We start from the raw sequence: 19,521 nt of genomic DNA on the forward strand, positions 1-19,521 counted from the left end.
GGGGGCCTAATGGGGGGGCGGCCCCCCCTTCCCCCTTTTTTTTTATCCTCTTTTTTTCCCCCCCCCCAAAACCCTCCGGGGGGGGCCGGGCCCCCCCCCCCTTCGTTTGGGAGGTTGTATCAGGCAGCGATGTCGAAACGGTCGGCGTTCATCACCTTGGTCCACGCCTTGACGAAATCGCCAACGAATTTCTGCCCGGCATCCGCCGACCCGTAGACCTCGGCCAGCGCGCGCAGCTGCGCATGCGAGCCGAAGATCAGGTCGGCGCGTGTGGCGGTCCACCTGACTGCCCTGGTCTTGCGGTCGCGTGCTTCATAGACCTCATGCGAGCCCGGCTCGGAGGCCGGATCCCAGATGGTGCTCATCGAGAGCAGGTTGACGAAGAAGTCGTTCGTCAGCGTGCCCGGCCTGTCGGTCAACACACCATGCTTCGAGCCGCCGCTGTTGGCGCCGAGCACGCGCAGGCCACCAACCAGCACCGTCATCTCCGGCGCCGTCAGGTTGAGCAGTTGCGCCCGGTCGACCAGCATGGCTTCGACCGACATCGGCGGTTTGCCCCTGACATAGTTGCGGAAGCCGTCAATTTTCGGCTCGAGCGCCGCAAAGGAATGGACGTCGGTCTGCGCCTGCGAGGCGTCGGTGCGGCCGGGCGTGAAGGGAACCTTCACCGCATTGCCGCCATCCTGCGCCGCTTTCTCGACCGCGGCGACGCCGCCGAGCACGATGAGGTCGGCCAGCGAGACCTTCTTGCCGCCTGCGTTGAACTCGTTCTGGATGGCTTCGAGCTTCGCCAGCACGGTGGCCAGTTCGACAGGCTGGTTGACCTCCCAGTCCTTCTGCGGCGCCAGACGAATGCGCGCGCCATTGGCGCCGCCGCGCTTGTCGGAGTTGCGGAAGGTCGAGGCCGAGGCCCAGGCGGTCGAGACCAATTGCGAAACGCTGAGGTCCGAAGCCAGGATCTTGGCCTTCAGCAATGCGATATCCTGGTCGCTGACCAGCTCATGGTCGACGGCCGGAACCGGATCCTGCCAGATCAGCTCTTCCTTCGGCACCAGCGGGCCGAGATACCGCACGACCGGCCCCATGTCGCGATGGGTGAGCTTGTACCAGGCACGGGCGAAGGCATCGGCGAACTGCTCCGGATGCTCGTGGAAGCGGCGCGAGATCTTCTCATAGGCCGGGTCGGCCCGCAGCGCGAGGTCGGTGGTCAGCATTGCCGGCGCATGACGCTTCGAGGGATTGTGCGCGTCCGGCACCGTAGCCGCGCCTGAGCCGCCCTTCGGCGTCCACTGATGGGCCCCGGCCGGGCTCTTGGTCAGCTCCCATTCGAAGTTGAAGAGATTGTCGAAGAAGTTGTTGCTCCACTTGGTCGGCGTCGTCGTCCAGGTAACTTCGAGGCCGGACGTGATCGCATCGCCGGCAATGCCGGTGGCATGCTTGCTCGACCAGCCGAGGCCCTGCGCCTCGATGCCCGCGCCTTCCGGCTCGGCGCCGACCAGTGTTGCATCACCGGCGCCATGGGTCTTGCCGAAGGTGTGGCCGCCGGCGATCAGCGCCACGGTTTCCTCATCGTTCATTGCCATGCGTCCGAAGGTCTCGCGGATGTCGCGGGCCGAGGCCAGCGGATCCGGCTTGCCGTTCGGCCCTTCCGGGTTGACGTAGATCAGGCCCATCTGCACCGCGCCGAGATGGCCGTGCAACTCACGGTCGCCGGAATAGCGCTTGTCGTCGAGCCACTTGGTTTCCGAACCCCAGTCGACATCCTGCTCGGGCTCCCAGACATCGGCGCGGCCACCGGCAAAGCCAAAGGTCTTGAAGCCCATCGATTCCAGCGCGACGTTGCCGGTGAGAATCAACAGGTCGGCCCAGGAGATCTTGCGGCCGTATTTCTGCTTGACCGGCCACAGCAGCCGGCGCGCCTTGTCGAGATTGGCGTTGTCCGGCCAACTGTTCAGCGGCGCGAAACGCTGCTGGCCCGCACCGGCGCCACCCCGGCCGTCGCCGATGCGATAGGTGCCGGCGCTGTGCCAGGCCATGCGGATGAACAGCGGCCCGTAATGGCCGAAATCGGCCGGCCACCAATCCTGCGAATCCGTCATCACCTTGTGCAAATCCTCGATCACCGCGTCGAGGTCGAGCGTCTTGAACTCCGCGGCGTAGTCGAAAGCTTCGCCCATCGGGTCCGAAAGGCTCGACTGCTGGTGGAGAACGCCGATGTCGAGCTGGTTCGGCCACCAGTCGCGGTTGGTCCTGGCGGAGGTTCCATGCGCGACCGGGCATTTGCCGGCGCTGTTGTCGTCGGTCATCGCGTCCATCTTGGCCTCCGAATTGCTGATTTATGTGTTGTTTTTTCCGGGCCGGCCGGGAGCCGCGCCACTCTGGAATGGTTCCAGACTAAGCCGTCTCTTCGATAAAAACAAATTGCCTTTCCTGTTTGTTGCGATAGGCTTTCCTTATGATTGGCTTGACCGTGCGGCAGATGCAATATTTCGAGGCTTTGGCGCAAACGCTGCATTTCGGCCGCGCCGCAAAACTCGCCGGCGTCAGCCAGCCGGCGCTGTCCGCGCAAATCGCCGAGATGGAGCAAAGGCTGAACTGCCGGCTGTTCGAGCGCGGCGGCAAGACGGTGCGGATGACGGAAGAGGCGCAAGCGCTGCTGCCACGCATCGAGCGCATCCTGCGCGACATCAGTGATGTCGAGACGACGGCCCGGCGCGGCCGCCCGGCCATGGAAGGCCGCTTCCGGCTGGGCATCATCCCGACCGTGGCGCCGTATCTTTTGCCGCATGTGCTCCCGGAGCTGAAGCGGCATTTTCCGTCCCTGCAGCTCGAACTGCGCGAAGCAGTGACGGCATCACTGGTCGAGGACACGGCAACCGGACGGCTCGACGCCTTCATCGCCGCGCTGCCGCTCGAGCAGCCGGGCCTGGTCACCGAGGAACTGTTCGCCGACCGCTTCTTCCTCGCCGTGCCAGCCGGAGATCCAGCCTTCGCCTCGCCACCGGTGCCGCCGGAAAGCCCGGCGCTGGAGCGGTTGATGCTTTTGGAGGAAGGCCACTGCCTGCGCGAACAGGCGCTGGCCCTGTGCGGCAGCGTGCGTCCCGTAGCGATGGCAAGCTACGGCGCCACTAGCCTGACGACGCTGCTGCAGATGGTGGCGCATGGTCTCGGCGTCACGCTCATCCCCGAAATGGCGGCAAGGCCGGCCAGCGCCATGCCGGACCTCAAGATCGTGCCGTTCCAGGAGCCAATGCCGCAACGCACGATCTGCCTCGCCTGGCGCCGCAACAAGGTGCGGCATGATGAGTGCGTCGAGTTGGCGAAGATCATTCGCGGGCTGGATGGGGTGGTGATGGGGGTGTGAGTCGTTCGGGTCTTAGATGGCGCCTTGGGAACCCCGAAAAGAAACTCAAATCAGGCGCGTTCGAGAATACCCGCCTTGACGGCTGGTCGCCAGATCGCACCAAAGCCTCAAGGGATAAATACCCGAAATACATACGCGAAAAATACCACGGCATGGACGATTCCGGTCAGGAAGGTCGTCCTTTCGTTGCTAAAGCTTACGCCGCATATGAAAAGCGCTAAAACCAAAAGTACTGCGTCAGCTTCCGGGAGCCCCAGGGTCAACCCTCGTCCCGTAAGCAGGCTGGCTGCTGCGACCGCAGGTATCGTCAAACCAATCGTGGCGCAAGCCGAACCCATTGCGACATTCAGGCCGCGCTGCAGCTCATTGTTGAGTGAAGCGCGAACCGCCGAAATGGCTTCCGGCATCAAAACCAGACCCGCGATCATTGCCCCCACAATGCTGTCAGCCTGGGTCACCTGGTAAGCAACGAGCGCATTTTCAACACTTGCGGCGACCTGCTCGGCGAGCATGACAATTCCGATCAGTCCGATTACCAGGAGCAGAGCGCTGGAAGAGATGCTTTTGTGAGGGGCGGTTCGCGCCGAAAGGTCGTGTGCCAGTCCTTCGATGAAGTCGTCCCGGTGCCGGACGGTTTGCGCGAACACAAAACTTGCATAGAGCAGCACGGAAAGTACGCTCACAAGGCCAAGCTGAGCTGCCGAAAATGTGCCGGGATCGGTGGTCCGCGTGTAGGTCGGCAGGATAAGCGTCATGACGGTCAGTGCGGCCAGAACCGCCAGATATGCGCTTGTCCCTTGCCGGACAATTGCCTGCTTGCGATAACGCCAGCCGCCAAACGTGAGACACGTCCCCACAACGCCGGTGGAGGCAATCATCACCGTCGAGAAGACGGACTCACGTGCAAGCGTGGGGTTGTTCTCTCCATGCAGCATCATGGAAACGATGATCGACACCTCGATTGCCGTTACGGCAAAAGTCAGCACCAATGTGCCGTAGGGTTCCCCCACACGGTGGGCCACCGCCTCGGCGTGATCGAGCACCACGAAAATAGTGATGAACATGATCGCACTCGAGAGCGCTCCGACGAGAATCCTGACGCTCGGCGAACCTTCGTCCACCGATAGCCCGCTGGCTCTGACCGCAACGGCCAGTGCCAGCGCGGCCAAAGGCATCGCATAGGAAGTCGCTGATCGTGCGAAACCAGTCATTCAAGCCCCAATGCGTTCGGCGAACCTTGCGGAAGCCTGTCGAGCACCCCAATGTCGAAGCGGGCAATCCCGTCCCCCGGCGTTCAACCCTCAAGCCGTCTTCTGCACCACCAGCCCCAGTTCCTCCACCATCGCCTCGCGCATCAGAAACTTCTGCGGTTTTCCCGTCACCGTCATCGGCAGTTCGGTGCGGAAGCGGATGTAGCGGGGGATTTTGTAGTGGGCGATCTGGCCGGCGCAGAAATTCTTGATCTCCTGCTCGGTGGCGATCTGGTTGGGCTTCAGCACGATCCAGGCGCACAGCTCCTCGCCATATTTGGCGTCGGGAATACCGAACACCTGCACCTCCTTGACCTTGGGATGGCGGTAGAGGAATTCCTCGACCTCTCTGGGATAGACGTTTTCGCCGCCGCGGATAACCATGTCCTTGACCCGGCCGACAATGTTGCAATAGCCCTCGGCATCTATGGTGGCGAGGTCGCCGGTGTGCATCCAGCCATCGGCGTCGATCGCCTCGCGGGTTTTTTCCGCGTCGTCCCAATAACCCTTCATCACGGAATAGCCGCGTGTGCAAAGCTCCCCGGGCGTGCCGATTGCGACGGTGGCGCCATCGGCGTCGATGGCCTTGACCTCGACATGCGGGTGGATGCGGCCGACCGTGGAGACGCGCTTTTCCAGCGGGTCGTCAACGCTGCTCTGGAACGACACCGGGCTGGTCTCGGTCATGCCATAGGCGATGGTCACCTCTTCCATATGCATCAGCGACATCACCTTCTTCATCACCTCGATCGGGCATGGCGAGCCCGCCATGATGCCGGTGCGCAGGCTGGAGAGATCGAAGCCGGCGAAGTCGGTGTGGTCGAGCATGGCGACGAACATTGTGGGAACACCGTAGAGGCCGGTGCAGCGTTCCTGCGCCACCGCCTTCAGCGTGGCGCCGGCGTCAAAACCCTCGCCCGGGAAAACCATGGTCGCGCCCTTGGTGACGCAGCCCATCGTGCCCATCGACATGCCGAAGCAGTGGTAGAGCGGCACCGGGATGCAGAGCCGGTCGTCGACGGTGAGCTTGGTTGCCGCGGTGACGAAATTGCCGTTGTTGACGATGTTGGTGTGGGTCAGCGTCGCGCCCTTGGGCGCGCCCGTCGTGCCCGAAGTGAACTGGATGTTGATGGCTTCGCCCGGCTTCAACCCTTCGGAGATGCGGTCGAGGCTGTCATGCTCGTCACGGCCGGCCATCGACAGCACGTCGGCGAAATTGAACATGCCGGGCGAGTTGTCATCGCCCATGCGGATGACGATCTTCAGCGCCGGCAATTTCTGCGCCTTGAGCTTGCCGGGGGTGGCCTTGGCGAGCTCCGGCGCCAGCGTCTCGATCATGCCGAGATAGTCGGAGGTCTTGAAACTGGCGGCGGTGACCAGCGCCTTGCAGCTGACCTTGTTGAGGGCATACTCGAGCTCCGTCAGCCGGTAGGCCGGGTTGATGTTGACCAGGATCAGGCCGATGCGAGCGGTGGCGAATTGGGTGACCAGCCATTCCCAGCGGTTGGGCGACCAGATGCCGACACGGTCGCCTTTTTCGAGGCCGAGCGCCAGGAAGCCGGCGGCGAGCGTATCGACCGTGTCCGACAGTTCGCTCCAGGTGAAGCGCTTGTCCTGGCCGACGAAGACGGCAGCATCCTGCGTGGCGTATCTGCCGACCGTGTCGGAGAAAAGCTGAGGGATCGTCTTGTCGAGCAGCGGCACCGAACGGTCGCCCGACACATGTGCCCGGCCGTCGAGCGGAGCGATGAACGCCCTGCCGCGCCCGCGCAGATTGGTGGCGTTCTTGAGCTCGTCGAGATTGATCGCCATCGCCGTTTCCTCCCGGGATATGGCGAGCCTATCAGCCTGATGGGATGGTGGAAAGTAGAGGCGGTTCCCCTCCCCCTCGCGGGGAGGGTGCCTCGCGAAGCGAGGCGGGTGGGACCCTCGGCGAAGTGCTCGACTTCCTTGCTCACGGTCGACCCGGCTTGGGTCGTCTCGCGTCGAGCACTGCCGGAGCGACCCCACCCGTCCATCCGCCTTTGGCGGCTGTCCACCCTCCCCTCAAGGGGGAGGGAGCGCGCTCATCTTCGCGGCTATTTCCCGCACTAGCGCCTCATCCGCAGCAGCACGATCTTTCCTGGCAGCCACGAGGCAGGCCTGCGACTTCAGCACAACCCCATCGGCCAGCACCTTGAGATGGTTGGCGCGCAGGGTCGAGCCGGTGGTGGTGATGTCGACGATGACATCGGCAAGGCCTGCCGCCGGCGCGCCTTCGGTGGCGCCGAGGCTTTCGACGATGCGGTAGACCTGGATGCCGTGCTTTTGCGAGAAGAACTGCTGCGTGAGCCGCCAGTATTTGGTTGCGATCCTCAGCCGCCTGCCGTGGCGCTGGCGGAAATCGGCGGCGACATCGTCGAGATCGGCCATGGTGTCGACGTCGAGCCAGATGCCGGGCACCGCGACCACGACATCGGCATGGCCGAAGCCGAGGCGAGCGACGATTTCGGCGCGCGCCTCCCAGTCGGCGAGGTTTTCGCGCAGCAGGTCCTCGCCGGTAATGCCGAGGTCGACCGAACCTTGCCCAATCTCGCCGGCGATTTCGGACGCCGACAGGAACGCGACCTCGATGCCCTCGGCGCCGTCGATGCGGGCGCGGTACTGGCGCTCATCGCCGGGCAGGCTGACGGCGAGTCCGGCTTTGGCCAACACTTCCAGCGCCTGCTCCTTGAGCCGGCCTTTCGATGGGATCGCCAGCATGATCATTGCGGCTCTCCCCGCAGCGCTTCGATGCGGTCGAGCCAGACGGAGAAGCCGACGCCGGGGATCGGCGTCTTGGCGCCGAGCAGGGTCAGCAGCCGGTCGTAGCGACCGCCGCCGGCCAGCGGCCGCTCGCCACCAAGTGCTGCGATCTCGAAGACGATGCCGGTGTAGTAATCCAGCGGACGGCCGAAGGCAGCGTCGTAGCGGATCGTCTTTGCAGGCAGGCCATGTGCCTCGATGGCTTTGGCGCGGGCGGCGAATTTTTCCAGCGCCGCGCCCAGCGAAAGCCCGGCAGAGGCCGCAAAACTTTCGAGCGCAGCACTCGCGCCGTCGAGCGGCACGTCGATGGCGAGAAAATCCCTGAGCGCCGCAAACGCTTCGTTCGACAACCGCACGCTGCGCAGTTCGGCCTTTTCGATCAGCCGCCGGGCAATGTCCGCCGGCGCGCGCCCGCCGGAGCCCGACAGGCCGGCCTCTTCCATGCCGCCGGCGATGTGGGCGGAAAGCGCTTCGAGATCGCCATCGAGCACAAGGGCCGCGACATCGCCGTCAAGCTGACCGTTGCGCGGCGGGTTGGCGAGATCGGCGAGTGCTGCCTGCAGCATCGGCGCCGAGCCGAAGGCGCGCGCAAGCCGCATGCGCCAGCCGCGCGGCAAGCCGAGTGCTGCCAGCACCGCCTCGAAGATGGTCTGGTCGCCGAGCGTGATCGCAAGAGGTTGCGCCGGCAGCACCAGCTGCAGCAGCGCGTGCGCATCGGCCAGCGAACGCGCATCGGCCTCGGCCGTATCGCGGTCGCCGAGATCCTCGATGCCGGCCTGAAAGAACTCGTTGCCGCCCTCGCGGCGCTGGCGGAACACTTCGCCGAGATAGGAATAGCGGCGCGGCGTGCCGGCCTGCGAGGCGATGTGGTCGAGGCAGACGGGGATGGTGAATTCGGGCCGCAGACACAGCGTCTTGCCGGTCTCGCTTTCGCTCAGAAAGATGCGGCGGCGCAGATCCTCGCCGGCCATGTCGAGGAATGGGTCGGCCGGCTGCAGCACCGCGACCTCGACCGCATGGGTGTTGCGGGTGGCGAAGAGTTTGGTGATTTCGAATGCGATGGCGGGATAGCGGGAGGTCATGCGTGGCGCGAGGCACCCCCCTCTGGCCTGCCGGCCATCTCCCCCTCAAGGGGGGAGATTGGCAGCTCGGAGCGCAGCGCCTCTTCTTCAACGCCGGAGATTGGCGAAACCATGCGCGACATCCAATCTCCCCCCTTGAGGGGGAGATGGCCGGCAGGCCAGAGGGGGGCGTTCAAGCGCCACCCTTCGCACGGTCAGCGGCCTGCACCGCCAAAATCTTCCTCACCTCGGCGACCAGCTCTCCCTCCGCCACCGTCACCTGCGCCGGGCGGGCAGCCCGCCATTCAGCGTTGTCGGCGATTTCAGCGGACATGCGCGCGCCTTCGATCAGATCCTTGATCTGCAACTCGCCCTTGGCGCGCTCATCGCCGCCCTGGATGATGGCGACCGGGCTACCGCGGCGGTCGGCATATTTCAGCTGCGCCTTCATGCCGGCGCCGCCGAGATACATCTCTGAGCGGATGCCGGCGGCGCGTAGCTCTGCGACCATCTTCTGGTAGCGGCCAAGGCTTCCCGTATCCTTGTCCATCACCAGCACGACGACCGGCGCGATGACATCGGTGGTGTCCAGCTTGCCGAGGTTCTTCAGCGCCGTCATCAGGCGGGAGACGCCGATCGAAAAGCCGGTCGCCGGCACCGGCTCGCCACGGAAGCGCGAGACCAGCCCGTCATAGCGGCCGCCACCACCGACCGAACCGAAGCGCACGATCTGGCCGTCTTCGTTGGGGATTTCGGCGAGCAATTCGGCTTCGAAGACCGGGCCGGTGTAGTATTCGAGGCCGCGCACGACGGAGCGGTCCATGGCGATGCGATCTTCGCCATATCCGGCCGCCCTGACCAGGGCTTCAATCGTCGCGAGCTCGCCGACGCCTTCTTGGTAAGTCGAGTTCGAGCTCACTATGGAAACCTGGTCGACCTGTGCGTTCCTTGCCGTGGCGAGAAGAACTGCTTCAGCTTGCCCGTCGTCCAAACCAGCGCCCTTGGCGAAGTCGCCCTCGCCTTCCTTGCCGCCATCCCATCGGCCCGGCCCAAGCAGAAGCTTCACGCCTTCCGGCCCGAGCTTGTCCAGCTTGTCGATGGCGCGCAGCACCGTCAGCCGGCGGCCGGCATTGTTGTCACCGCCAAGGCCGATCGCCTCCAGCACGCCGTCAAGCACCTTGCGGTTGTTGACCCGGATGACGTAGTCGCCACGCTTGATGCCAAGCGCTTCCATCACGTCGGCCATCATCATGGCCATCTCGGCGTCGGCTGCGACGCCCGGCGTACCGATCGTGTCGGCGTCGAACTGCATGAACTGGCGGAAGCGGCCCGGGCCGGGCTTTTCGTTGCGGAACACCCAGCCGGAGCGGTAGCTGCGATAGGGTTTCGGCAGCTTCTCAAAATTCTCGGCGACGAAACGCGCCGTCGGCGCAGTCAAATCATAGCGCAGCGACAGCCACTGCTCATCATCGTCCTGGAACGAGAAAACGCCTTCGTTCGGCCGGTCCTGGTCGGGCAGGAATTTGCCGAGCGCATCGGTGTACTCGATCAGCGGCTGGTCGGCCGGCTCGAAACCGTAGAGCTCATAGACCGAACGGATCGTGGCCATCATCTTCTCGACGGCACGGATGTCGTCCGCACTGCGGTCGGCAAAGCCGCGCGGCAGCCGCGCTTTCGTCTTTTCCGATTTGTCGGCCATGGGATGGGTCTTTTCGCTAAGTAATCGATGACTTATTTGGAGTCGGCGTGTCCTAACCGAAGCGGCTTGGTGCGGCAAGGGTTTGCGCTCTTTCCTTCTCCTTCGAAACAAAACGCACCAAAAGGAAACAATTCCGCCATCGGCGCGGCATCGTGCCGACACAATCAGAGCCGATAAGCGCGCCGAAACAAAGGGTTGGGGCCATGACTGCGGCACGCAAATTCGATATCAGAGACGACGGCTTGCATGAAGTCCGGCTGCGGCCGGCCGAGAGCCGTGCGCAGGTGACGGCGAGCCCCGGTCCGTTTGAGGTCACTGCCGACGAGCGCAAGGGTTCGACCATGCGGGAGGCGCTGATGACTGGATTGCTGGTGATTTATCCGGCCTTTGCGGCACTGGCGGCGATTGTCGCCGGGCTTTTTCTGACGGGCGCCAGCGGGACGTGAGTTCCTTACCCTCCCCCTTGTGGGGAGGGTCGACGCGTAGCGTCGGGGTGGGGGTGCGGCGCCAAGATACCCCCACCCGCGCCTTCGGCGCGACCTCCCCACAAGGGGGAGGTAGGGGGACAGCGCCCTACTTCGGCCTCTTAAAGGCCTTGCGTTCCTTCTCCACCTGCTCCCGGCAAACACACCCCTCGATATGGTCGTTGACCAGACCCATCGCTTGCATGAAGGCATAGACCGTCGTCGGTCCGACAAAGCTCCAGCCGCGCTTTTTCAACTCCTTCGAAATCCTGATCGAGACCGCTGTCGTCGGGTTGGCCCTCAGGTGGGCGAGGTCGACGATCTCCGGCCGCTCCTCCGGCCCCGGCTCGAACTTCCAGAACCAGGCGGCCAGCGAGCCGAATTCATCCACCATTTCGCGCGCGCGTTTGGCGTTGTTGATGGTCGAGACGATCTTGCCGCGGTGGCGGATGATGCCGACATTGGCGACCAGGCGCTCGACATCCTCGTCGGTGAAGGCAGCGACCTTGTCGAAGTCGAAACCGGCGAAGGCCTCGCGGAAATTCTCGCGCTTGCGCAGAATGGTCAGCCAGGACAGGCCGGACTGAAAGCCTTCCAGGCAGATTTTTTCGAACAGCCTGCGGTCGTCGGCGACCGGCCGGCCCCATTCATGGTCGTGGTAGTGCAGATAGTCCGGCAGATTGCCGTGCCAGAAGCAGCGCGTGATCCCGTCGGAGCCGGTAAGCAGTCCGGTGTTGTCTTGCGCCATGGCCAATCCATCCGTTAACGCGCTTTCGCGCTGCATTTACCGCGGCTTTACCAGATTCCTGAACCCGGCGGTAACCACACCAAAAGGTTTACTGACAAAGCGGCATTTTACGCATTCCGATTCATGTTTCGGTTGCCGCTTCGCGCCAAGGATCGCGCAACCGGGGGCAAGTTCCGCCTCCGTCCGTTCGACGATCAAGGTGCGTTCCGATGAAGATCTTTTTGCGTTCCGTGCTCGGCGCCGTGGCCATTCTGGCCGCCGGCGTCACCTCCTCTGCCGCCAACGACCGCTATGCCGACAGGCCGCCGGTGATGGTGAGCCCCGACCTTTCCGCACCCTGGGTGCTGCAGCTTGGCCGGGCGCCCGGCATCGTGCGGCAGAGCCGACAGGTGGTCCAGCAGCCGCGACTTCGCTATGCGCAGCCGGCGCGACCCGATCGGGTGCGCACTGCTTCCGTGCAGGCGCCGGCCAAGCGCGTGGTGATGCGGCCGCAGATCAATCCGCTCTACCTGCCGCAGGAAGTCGCCTATGACGGCCCGCAGAAGCCGGGCACGATCGTCATCGATACGACGCAGAACTTCCTGTTCCTGGTCGAGAAGAACGGCAAGGCGCGGCGCTATGGCGTCGGCACCGGCAAGCCTGGCTTCGAATGGTCTGGCACGCACAAGATCACCAACAAGCGCGTCTGGCCGGACTGGCGCCCGCCAGCGGAGATGATCAAACGCGAGGCCGCCAAGGGCCGCTACCTCCCGACCTATCTGGCCGGCGGCGAGGAAAACCCGCTTGGCGCCCGCGCGCTCTATCTCGGCACGACGGAATACCGCATCCACGGCACCAACCAGCCATGGACCATCGGCGGCTCGGTGTCTTCCGGCTGCATCCGCATGCGCAACGAGGACGTGGTTGACCTTTACGAGAGGGTCAATGTTGGAACGACCGTGGTCGTGATATAGTCGGCTACCGAATCATCTGGTTCAGAAGGCTAGACCTTCAGGGATCGGGAAGAGTTTACGGGGGACGGGCCGTGTGGGGATGCGGCCAGTCAGAAAAGGGCAGCCTGGGAAACCGCGCTGCCCTTTCTCTTTGCGGCGGTAGCTGAGCCAGCTGCGCCAGAACGTCGCGCCAGGGGGATGACGGTTCGCTTTCACGCTGCCTTGCCGCATTTCCCCTGCTATAGGGACGGCCAAACTCCCCTGCGCCAAACTCCGCTGCAAAGGTCCAGCCATGTCTCCGCCAGACGATAGCCGCTATCTCCGGGGCGGCCCGGTCGCCCAGCGCATCATGGCATCCGTGCGCGAGGATGCCGCCATCGCCACCGCCGAAGGTTGTCCGCCCAAGCTGGTGTCGATCACCGTCGGCGATACCGCTGCCGTCGATGTCTATGTGCGCAACCAGCGCGCCAAGGCCGCCCTTGCCGGCATCGGTTTCGAGGAGCGGCGGTTCCCCGCCGACATCAGCGCCGGCGAACTCGAGGCGGCGATCCACGGCCTGAACGCCGACCCGCGCGTCACCGGCATCATCATCCAGCGGCCGGTGCCGGCGCATATCCCGATCAAGACGCTGCAAGCGGCGGTGCATCCACTGAAGGACGTCGAGGGCATGCATCCGGCGTCGATCGGCAACATCGTCTACAATCAGCTCGACCTCGCGCCTTGCACGGCTGCGGCCTCGGTCGAGCTGCTCAAGGAAACCGGCCTCGACCTCAAGGGGCTCGAAGTCGTCGTCGTCGGCCATTCCGAGATCGTCGGCAAGCCGATTGCCTTCCTGCTGATGAGCGAAGGCGCAACGGTGACGGTGTGCCATCACATGACGCGCTCGGTGGCGGCACATGCGCGCCGCGCCGATGCGCTGTTCGTCGCCGTCGGCAAGCCGCGGCTGATCAAGGCCGACATGGTGAAGCCCGGTGCGGCCGTCATCGACATCGGCATCAATTCCGAGATCGGCCCGGACGGCACGAGCCGCATCGTCGGCGACGTCGACACCGAGAGCGTGAAGGAAGTCGCGTCCTGGATCACGCCGGTGCCGGGCGGCGTCGGCCCGATCACTGTGGCGATCCTCTTGCGCAACACAATGGTCGCGCTCAGCCGCCAGCGCGCGCGCTACCAGGCGACGTATGGCGTGGTGGACCGGCTGGCAGCGGAATAGCTGCTTACTCGGCGGCGACCAGGTTTCCTTCGGAGACGCCCTCCGGCTTCGGACCACCATAGGCCCAGTCGAGCAGCTTGATCGTGTGCACCACCGGCAGCTTTGCAGCCGAAGCGATCTGGGTGATGCAGCCGATATTGCCTGTGGCAACGATCTCCGCGCCTGTGGCCTCGATGTTTTTCACCTTTCGGTCGCGCAGCTTCTCCGAAATCTCCGGCTGCAGGATGTTGTAGGTGCCGGCCGAGCCGCAGCACAGATGTCCCTCGCGCGGATCGCGCACGACGAAGCCGGCCCTGGCGAGCAATTCCTTCGGCTGGCGGGTGATCTTCTGGCCGTGCTGCATCGAGCAGGCGGAGTGATAGGCGACGACGGTGCCGGGTTTGCGCACCGGCTCGGGCAGGCTGAGGCTTGCGAGATATTCGGTAATGTCCCTGGCCAGCGCCGAGACCCGCGCGGCCTTGTCGGCATAGGCCGGATCGAGGCGCAGCATGAAGCCGTAGTCCTTGATCGTTGTGCCGCAGCCGGACGCGGTGATGACGATGGCATCGAGCCCGCCCTGGTCGATGGCACGCGTCCACGCATCGACATTCTGCCGGGCCGAGGCAAGGGCTGCTGCCTCGCGGCCCATATGATGGACCAGCGCGCCACAGCAGGCTTCGCCCTGCGGCACCACGACCTCGACGCCAAGCCTGGTCAGCAATGCAATCGTCGTCTCGTTGATGGCGGGGTCGAGTACCGATTGGGCGCAGCCGGTGAGGATGGCGACGCGGCCTCTCTTCGTCCCCTGCCCGGCATGAATGCCGGAAGAGGCCATTGGCGAGACCGTCGGGATCGAGGCCGGTGCCAGCTTCAGCATCGCGCTGAGCGGCTTCAGGGCCGACACCTTTTCGAACAGACGAATGAATGGCTTGCCGAGTCTCGCCAATTTCAGCGCGGCGCGAAAGCGCGCGGGATAGGGCAGCACGAAGGCCAGCATGGCGCGGATGAGCCGGTCGAGCAGCGGCCGCTTGTAAGTTTCCTCGATATGGGCGCGGGCATGGTCGACCAAGTGCATGTAATTGACGCCCGACGGGCAGGTCGTCATGCAGGCGAGGCAGGACAGGCAGCGGTCGATATGGGTGACGATCTCCTTGTCGGCCGGGCGGCCATTCTCCAGCATGTCCTTGATGAGATAGATGCGGCCGCGCGGCGAATCCAGTTCGTTGCCAAGCGTCACATAGGTCGGGCAGGTGGCGGTGCAGAAGCCGCAATGCACGCATTTGCGCAGGATCTTCTCCGATTCCGCGACATGCGGATCAGCAAGCTGGGCAAGGGAGAAGTTAGTTTGCATTATCTTAGCCTTGGGCCATGCGGCCGGGATTGAGGATGGACTTGGGATCGAACTCGGCCTTGAGCCGTGCCGACAGTGCGGCCATATGCGGTGCCTGCGGCTCGAACACCGGAACGGCGGCGCGATGCGAAGGGGTGGCGCGCACCAGCGTGGCGTGGCCGCCGCCAAGCTTTCTGATCAGCCCGCGCAGCAGGGCGGCCTCGGGATCGCCCTCCTCCATGCGCAGCCAGACCAGCCCGCCCTGCCAGTCGTAGAAGGCGCTGACACCGATCTGCATGCGCAGCGTCAGCACCATCTGATGGGCCTGAGACGGCGCCATGGAGACGCGCCAGACCGGCTTTTCGCTACGGTCGGCGAATGGCGTGCAGTCCCTTATGTCACGCCAGAGGGAATGCGAGGCCTCGCCTGCAATCTCCTGCAGCGGGCCCGCATTTTTGAGCAGGGTTTTCAGTGCCTCGATGCGGTAGGCGACCGAAGGGCCGAAGCCTTCGACGCGCAGCAGCGTTGCGGCGTCGGCCCCGAGACTGCCGCCGGCAACGCGCGCGGCGGTGCGCTCGGGCAGATGGGCGGCGCTCGACACTTCGGCGCTGGAGCCTAGCGCCAGCGCCATGGCGGCAGCCGCCGCATCGTCGAGCAAGCCGCGCACGGCAAGCGTCACCTCGATCTCGGCCGCCGGCAGCACCTTGAAGGTGACATCGGTGAATACAGCCAGCGTGCCCCAGCTGTTGGCCATCAGCTTCGACAGATCGTAGCCGGTAACATTCTTGACGACGCGGCCGCCGGACTTGAAGGCCTCGCCGCGTCCGGCAACCGCATTGATTCCCAGAATATGGTCTCGTGCAGCCCCCGCCTTCAGCCGGCGCGGGCCGGACAGGTTCGCGGCGAGCACGCCGCCGATCGTGCCCTTGCCGGGCTCGCCGCCGAGTAAAGGACCGTAATCCATCGGTTCGAAGGCGAGTTGCTGGCCGCTTTCGGCGAGCAGGTTTTCGATCTCGGAAAGCGGCGTGCCGGCCTTGGCCGACAGCACCAACTCGGCCGGCTCGTAGAGCGTGACGCCGGTGAGCTTCGAAAGATCGAGCGTGTGTTCGCTCTGCTGTGGCCGGCCGATGCCGCGCTTGGAGCCGTGGCCGATGATTTCCAAAGGTGACTCTTCCGCCGCCGCCCATTGGACGGTGGAGAGGATCTCGGCCGATGTGGTGGGGGTGAAGGTCGTCATGGCGAAGATGGGTCGAGTTCCTTCGCGCCCCCCTCTGTCCTGCCGGACATCTCCCCCACTTGGGGGGAGATTAGCAGCTTTGGCGACCGCGCCTCTCTAGCAACGTCGAAGATTGGCGAAGGCAGAGATGACTGGTGATCTCCCCCCTTGTGGGGGAGATGTCCGGCAGGACAGAGGGGGGCGCGAAGGATCGCCGACGTGAGACATTCCGCCCCCATCAAAACCTCGGAATGTCCGGAAACGCCACCTGGCCGCGATGCACATGCATGCGTCCAAGCTCCGCGCAGCGGCGCAGTTGCGGGAACACTTTTCCAGGGTTGAGCAAATGATTGGGGTCGAAGGCGCATTTGACTCGCATTTGCTGGTCGAGATCGATCTGGTTGAACATCTCCGGCATCAAATCGCGCTTCTCGACGCCGACGCCGTGCTCGCCGGTCAAGACGCCGCCGACCTTGACGCAGAGCCGCAAGATGTCGGCGCCAAAACTTTCCGCCTTTTCGAGTTCGCCCGGCACGTTGGCGTCGTAGAGGATCAGCGGATGCAGATTGCCGTCGCCGGCGTGGAAGACATTGGCGACGCCAAGGCCGTATTTCTCCGACAGTTCGCGCATGCCGGCGAGCACACGCGGCAATTCCTTGCGCGGGATGGTGCCATCCATGCAGTAATAGTCGGGCGAGATGCGGCCGACCGCCGGGAAGGCCGCCTTGCGGCCGGCCCAGAAACTCAGCCGCTCCTGTTCGGATTGCGAGATGCGACAGGTGGTGGAGCCGTTCCTATAGGCGATCGCTTCGACGAGACCGATCAGGTGATCGACCTCGACGCCCGGCCCGTCGAGTTCGACGATCAGCAGCGCCTCGACATCAAGGGGGTAGCCGGCATGGACGAAATCTTCCGCGGCATGGATCGCCGGCCGGTCCATCATCTCCATGCCGCCAGGGATAATGCCGGCGCCGATGATGTCGGCGACGCATTGGCCGCCCTGCTCGCTGGTCGGAAAGCCGATCAGCAGAGCGCGGGCCGTCTCTGGCTTTTTCAGGATGCGCACGGTGACCTCGGTGACGACGCCGAGCAGGCCTTCGGACCCGGTCATGACCCCGAGGAGATCATAGCCTTCCGAGTCCAGATGATTGCCGCCAAGCCGCACCACCTCGCCATTCATCAGCACCATTTCGATGCCGAGCACATTGTTGGCGGTCAGGCCGTATTTCAGGCAGTGCACGCCGCCGGAATTTTCCGCGACATTGCCGCCGATCGAGCAGGCGATCTGCGAGGATGGATCGGGCGCATAGTAGAAGCCCTCCTGCTCGACGGCGGTGGTGATGCCGAGATTGGTGACGCCGGGCAGAGCGACGACGACGCGATCGGGATAGTCGATGGCAAGGATGCGGTTGAAGCGGCTCATGACCAGCAGCACGGCATCCTCGAGCGGCAACGCGCCGCCGGAGAGCGAGGTGCCGGAGCCGCGCGGCACGACACGGATGTTGCGGTCGTTGCAGTATTTCAGCACCCGCGACACCTGCGCCACCGTTTCCGGCAGCACGACCACCAGCGGCAATTGCCGGTAGGCAGTGAGGCCGTCGCTTTCGAAGGCGCGCATCTCATTGGTGGCGTCGACGACGCCCTCGCCCGGCACGATGATGCGCATGTCGGCGACGATCTCCGCCCGCCTTCGCATAGTGGCGTCGTCTGGCTTGGGCATGACAAGGCCGGACATCGGCGGCGTTCTCCGCTTGGCTGGTAAAAATCTTTTACCAGTTACATCTGGATGTTGCAAACACCGCATTGGGCAAAGAGCGTACTGCCGGCCTTCCGCAGCGGCAATCTGCCGCTGGCCCGGCAGGGCGGATCGTCCAGCGCCTTGCCCTTCGCTGGCTCAGGGCGTTCGAAGCTCGAAAAGCCAAGCAATTGGCTTTTCGTCCGCTGCGCGGACCGCTTCTCACTCCCCCGGATGTTTCGCCGGCTCGGAGTGCATCCGCCTGACTCGCCGCACGCCCCACCAGACCAGCAGGATGGCGACCGGCACCGCGACGGCCGTGACGACTTCCGGTGCAAAGGCATGGCCGAAGATCGAGGCGCCCTTGGCGAGATAGGAGATCAGGCCGACGACATAGTAGGACACTGCCGCCACCGACAGGCCTTCCACCGTCTGCTGCAGCCGCAGTTGCAGCCGGGCGCGGTTGTTCATCGACGCCAGCAGATCGCGGTTCTGCTTCTCGACCTCGACATCAACCCACGTGCGCAGCAGCGTCGTGGCGCGGGTTAGTTTGCGCGACAGGTTGGCCTGGCGCTCCTCGACCGAACGGCAGGTGCGCATGGCAGGCGCCACCCGCCGCTGCAGGAAGCCGCCCCAAGTGTCGTAGCCGGGCACGGCTTCTTCGTCCAGCGCCTCCAGCCGCTCGACAACGATGCCGTCATAGGCGCGGCTGGCGCCGAAGCGATAGAGGCTGGAGGCGGCATCGGCTTCCAGCTCGGCGGCAAGCTCGGTCAGGTCGGCGAGCAGCGTCTGGCTGTCGCGGGTTTCAGTGACCTTCATTTCCAGCGTGGTCTGCGCCAACCGGTCTTCGATGCGGCGGGCGCGGCTCGACAGGGTCAGCGCCAGCGGCAGGCCGAGCATGGCAAGCGTGCGGTAGGTCTCGACGTCGATCAGCCGCTGCGACAGCGCCCCGGTCCGCGCCGGCGTCAGGCCGCGATCAAGCACCAGGATGCGGGTCAGGCCGTCGCCGTCCTGGCGGAAATCGGTGACGATGGCCGCATTGCCGCGCTCGACCAGCGAATAGCAGAGGCTCGTCGGGTCGAAGGCCGCAATCAGCTTCTCGCTTGCCGGCGTCCATTTGCGGATCTCCAGCCTTATGCCTGAGATCACCGTTCCCGGCGGCGAGAACCCGTTGCCGAAAGGAGAATCCTCCTGCGCCCTGCCGCTTTCGGCAAGCGGCCCTTCCCAAAGATAGGTCGAGAATTCCGTATGCCGCTCCCAGCGCAGCGTGCCCTTGCCCCACTTCATGGCGTGGTGGCGGGCATGACGGTCGGGCGCCGCGATGCCGAGGCGCCGCGACAGTTCGGAGAGCACGGCCATGTCGACGCCGGAGCCGCCCTCGGTCATGAAGGCGAGTTGCACAAGCACGCGCGGCTTCTCGATCAGCGGATGCGGCCGGGCATGGACCTCGCCGATCGCGCCGGGCCGTCCCTCATGCGCGGGAAAGCCCATCACGCTGCCCTGGGCGCGCGGCTGGAATTCGAGGTTGGACGTCTCGTCCGACACGGTGGTCCCCCTGTTCTCGACCCTTCGTGTGATGGCGTCCTCTAAAGGCAATCCATGAGGCGCGTAAACACCAAAGTCTAGCATCGTAGGTCCTGCCGGCGCGACGCGCAGACCGACCCGATTGGGCAAATTGGATAAATAATTTGACCAGTTGGCGACGCTGGCTTTATCTTGCGCGACGCCGGTTCAATTTCCCAGGCC

Annotated in this window: 15 protein-coding genes; 4 read left to right on the top strand and 11 right to left on the bottom strand. The window is 64.5% G+C overall.

Annotation, left to right across the window (positions count from 1 at the left end; all coding sequences use genetic code 11):
• Positions 1 to 119 precede the first annotated feature (119 nt).
• On the bottom strand, positions 120 to 2,315 hold the full coding sequence (katG, locus tag NKI10_RS03325; protein ID WP_352858672.1) for a catalase/peroxidase HPI: 2,196 nt from the start codon (positions 2,313 to 2,315) through the stop codon (positions 120 to 122).
• A gap of 140 nt (positions 2,316 to 2,455) precedes the next feature.
• Here katG and NKI10_RS03330 point away from each other — a divergent pair, with 140 nt between their 5' ends.
• A complete protein-coding gene (locus NKI10_RS03330; RefSeq protein ID WP_352597403.1) occupies positions 2,456 to 3,364 on the top strand; it encodes a hydrogen peroxide-inducible genes activator in 909 nt (302 codons plus the stop codon).
• 107 nt (positions 3,365 to 3,471) lie between these two features.
• Here the strand turns inward: NKI10_RS03330 and NKI10_RS03335 are convergent, their stop codons facing one another.
• From NKI10_RS03335 to hisS, 5 genes are all read right to left on the bottom strand, one after another.
• Positions 3,472 to 4,575 carry a calcium:cation antiporter gene (locus tag NKI10_RS03335; RefSeq protein ID WP_352858675.1) on the bottom strand — a complete coding sequence of 368 codons (1,104 nt, stop codon included), beginning with the start codon at positions 4,573 to 4,575 and terminating at the stop codon, positions 3,472 to 3,474.
• A gap of 90 nt (positions 4,576 to 4,665) precedes the next feature.
• A complete protein-coding gene (locus tag NKI10_RS03340) occupies positions 4,666 to 6,426 on the bottom strand; it encodes an AMP-binding protein (RefSeq protein WP_352858677.1) in 1,761 nt (586 codons plus the stop codon).
• A gap of 234 nt (positions 6,427 to 6,660) precedes the next feature.
• Positions 6,661 to 7,362 carry an ATP phosphoribosyltransferase gene (gene hisG, locus NKI10_RS03345; RefSeq protein ID WP_352858679.1) on the bottom strand — a complete coding sequence of 234 codons (702 nt, stop codon included), beginning with the start codon at positions 7,360 to 7,362 and terminating at the stop codon, positions 6,661 to 6,663.
• Positions 7,359 to 8,480 carry an ATP phosphoribosyltransferase regulatory subunit gene (locus tag NKI10_RS03350; RefSeq protein WP_352858681.1) on the bottom strand — a complete coding sequence of 374 codons (1,122 nt, stop codon included), beginning with the start codon at positions 8,478 to 8,480 and terminating at the stop codon, positions 7,359 to 7,361. Before NKI10_RS03350 ends, hisG begins: the two co-directional genes overlap by 4 nt.
• 172 nt (positions 8,481 to 8,652) lie before the next feature.
• Entirely contained in the window at positions 8,653 to 10,158 is a 1,506-nt protein-coding gene (gene hisS / locus NKI10_RS03355; RefSeq protein WP_352858683.1) for a histidine--tRNA ligase, read from the bottom strand.
• A 203-nt stretch (positions 10,159 to 10,361) separates the two neighbouring features.
• Here hisS and NKI10_RS03360 point away from each other — a divergent pair, with 203 nt between their 5' ends.
• On the top strand, positions 10,362 to 10,604 hold the full coding sequence (locus tag NKI10_RS03360) for a hypothetical protein (RefSeq protein WP_352764816.1): 243 nt from the start codon (positions 10,362 to 10,364) through the stop codon (positions 10,602 to 10,604).
• A gap of 127 nt (positions 10,605 to 10,731) precedes the next feature.
• Here the strand turns inward: NKI10_RS03360 and NKI10_RS03365 are convergent, their stop codons facing one another.
• Positions 10,732 to 11,370, bottom strand: a complete 639-nt coding sequence (locus NKI10_RS03365) for a DNA-3-methyladenine glycosylase I (RefSeq protein ID WP_023750651.1) — start codon at positions 11,368 to 11,370, stop codon at positions 10,732 to 10,734.
• Positions 11,371 to 11,579: 209 nt separating this feature from the next.
• Here NKI10_RS03365 and NKI10_RS03370 point away from each other — a divergent pair, with 209 nt between their 5' ends.
• Together NKI10_RS03370 and NKI10_RS03375 are read left to right on the top strand one after the other, a co-directional pair.
• Complete coding sequence (locus NKI10_RS03370) at positions 11,580 to 12,323, top strand: L,D-transpeptidase (RefSeq protein ID WP_023686831.1); 744 nt, start codon at positions 11,580 to 11,582, stop codon at positions 12,321 to 12,323.
• A gap of 271 nt (positions 12,324 to 12,594) precedes the next feature.
• Positions 12,595 to 13,515: a bifunctional 5,10-methylenetetrahydrofolate dehydrogenase/5,10-methenyltetrahydrofolate cyclohydrolase gene (locus NKI10_RS03375; protein WP_352858685.1), complete on the top strand. Its 921-nt coding sequence runs from the start codon at positions 12,595 to 12,597 to the stop codon at positions 13,513 to 13,515.
• Between the two features lie 4 nt (positions 13,516 to 13,519).
• Here NKI10_RS03375 and glcF read toward each other — a convergent pair whose 3' ends face one another.
• The 4 genes from glcF to NKI10_RS03395 form a co-directional block, all read right to left on the bottom strand.
• The gene (glcF, locus tag NKI10_RS03380; protein WP_352858687.1) at positions 13,520 to 14,845 is read right to left on the bottom strand and encodes a glycolate oxidase subunit GlcF; all 1,326 of its coding nucleotides are present in this window, start codon (positions 14,843 to 14,845) and stop codon (positions 13,520 to 13,522) included.
• Between the two features lie 4 nt (positions 14,846 to 14,849).
• Positions 14,850 to 16,061, bottom strand: coding sequence for a glycolate oxidase subunit GlcE (gene glcE, locus NKI10_RS03385; protein WP_352858689.1), 1,212 nt, complete (start codon positions 16,059 to 16,061; stop codon positions 14,850 to 14,852).
• Between the two features lie 217 nt (positions 16,062 to 16,278).
• Complete coding sequence (locus NKI10_RS03390; protein WP_352858691.1) at positions 16,279 to 17,775, bottom strand: FAD-linked oxidase C-terminal domain-containing protein; 1,497 nt, start codon at positions 17,773 to 17,775, stop codon at positions 16,279 to 16,281.
• A 222-nt stretch (positions 17,776 to 17,997) separates the two neighbouring features.
• Entirely contained in the window at positions 17,998 to 19,320 is a 1,323-nt protein-coding gene (locus NKI10_RS03395; protein WP_352858693.1) for a DUF3422 family protein, read from the bottom strand.
• Positions 19,321 to 19,521 lie beyond the last annotated feature (201 nt).

Source organism: Mesorhizobium sp. M0802 (assembly GCF_040320115.1).
GTDB lineage: Bacteria > Pseudomonadota > Alphaproteobacteria > Rhizobiales > Rhizobiaceae > Mesorhizobium.

What these genes read in the sequence shown, in the direction of transcription:
- katG (WP_352858672.1), bottom strand. Translation starts at nt 2,315, where the DNA reads ATGGACGCGATGACCGACGACAACAGCGCCGGCAAATGCCCGGTCGCG.
- NKI10_RS03330 (WP_352597403.1), top strand. Translation starts at nt 2,456, where the DNA reads ATGATTGGCTTGACCGTGCGGCAGATGCAATATTTCGAGGCTTTGGCG.
- NKI10_RS03335 (WP_352858675.1), bottom strand. Translation starts at nt 4,575, where the DNA reads ATGACTGGTTTCGCACGATCAGCGACTTCCTATGCGATGCCTTTGGCC.
- NKI10_RS03340 (WP_352858677.1), bottom strand. Translation starts at nt 6,426, where the DNA reads ATGGCGATCAATCTCGACGAGCTCAAGAACGCCACCAATCTGCGCGGG.
- hisG (WP_352858679.1), bottom strand. Translation starts at nt 7,362, where the DNA reads ATGATCATGCTGGCGATCCCATCGAAAGGCCGGCTCAAGGAGCAGGCG.
- NKI10_RS03350 (WP_352858681.1), bottom strand. Translation starts at nt 8,480, where the DNA reads ATGACCTCCCGCTATCCCGCCATCGCATTCGAAATCACCAAACTCTTC.
- hisS (WP_352858683.1), bottom strand. Translation starts at nt 10,158, where the DNA reads ATGGCCGACAAATCGGAAAAGACGAAAGCGCGGCTGCCGCGCGGCTTT.
- NKI10_RS03360 (WP_352764816.1), top strand. Translation starts at nt 10,362, where the DNA reads ATGACTGCGGCACGCAAATTCGATATCAGAGACGACGGCTTGCATGAA.
- NKI10_RS03365 (WP_023750651.1), bottom strand. Translation starts at nt 11,370, where the DNA reads ATGGCGCAAGACAACACCGGACTGCTTACCGGCTCCGACGGGATCACG.
- NKI10_RS03370 (WP_023686831.1), top strand. Translation starts at nt 11,580, where the DNA reads ATGAAGATCTTTTTGCGTTCCGTGCTCGGCGCCGTGGCCATTCTGGCC.
- NKI10_RS03375 (WP_352858685.1), top strand. Translation starts at nt 12,595, where the DNA reads ATGTCTCCGCCAGACGATAGCCGCTATCTCCGGGGCGGCCCGGTCGCC.
- glcF (WP_352858687.1), bottom strand. Translation starts at nt 14,845, where the DNA reads ATGCAAACTAACTTCTCCCTTGCCCAGCTTGCTGATCCGCATGTCGCG.
- glcE (WP_352858689.1), bottom strand. Translation starts at nt 16,061, where the DNA reads ATGACGACCTTCACCCCCACCACATCGGCCGAGATCCTCTCCACCGTC.
- NKI10_RS03390 (WP_352858691.1), bottom strand. Translation starts at nt 17,775, where the DNA reads ATGTCCGGCCTTGTCATGCCCAAGCCAGACGACGCCACTATGCGAAGG.